The following is a 665-nucleotide window of genomic DNA, read 5'->3' on the forward strand; positions in this document are numbered from 1 at the left end:
TCATATTCAACACTATATTTGAGCATTATTATTAACGACAACTAAAGGAAGAACTAAATAAAATGTCAAAAATTATTTATACAAAAACTGACGAAGCCCCAGCGCTTGCGACACTATCTTTTTTACCTATTGTAGAAGCGTTCACTAAAACCGCAGGTGTCGAAGTTGAAACCAGTGACATCTCTGTTGCGGCTCGTATATTGGCTGAATTCCCTGAATACTTGACCGAAGAGCAGCGTGTTCCTGACAACCTAGCTGAGCTTGGTCGCCTGACTCAAGACCCAAACACCAACATCATCAAACTGCCAAATATCAGTGCCTCTGTCCAGCAGTTAAAAGCCGCTATCAAAGAGCTACAAGGTAAAGGCTACGCCATTCCTAACTTCCCAGAAGATCCACAAACGGATGAAGAAAAAGAGCTACGTAAGCGCTATGGTAAAAGCTTAGGCAGTGCCGTCAATCCAGTACTACGTGAAGGTAACTCAGATCGCCGTGCACCAAAAGCCGTCAAAAACTATGCTCGCAAACATCCACACTCAATGGGTGAATGGAAGCAATGGTCAAGCACGCACGTATCACACATGCATGGCGGCGATTTCTACGATGGCGAGCAATCTATGACGTTAGATAAAGCTCGTACCGTGCGTATGGACTTGCTACTTGAC

1 protein-coding gene is annotated in these 665 nt (G+C 44.4%); it reads left to right on the top strand.

Translation table 11 applies throughout. The features are described 5' to 3' along the window. Positions 1-62: 62 nt before the first annotated feature. A partial coding sequence (locus ACS8FC_RS18145; protein ID WP_439297811.1) for an NADP-dependent isocitrate dehydrogenase occupies positions 63-665 on the top strand: 603 nt, incomplete at its 3' end.

Source organism: Psychrobacter sp. 1Y4, assembly GCF_051847555.1.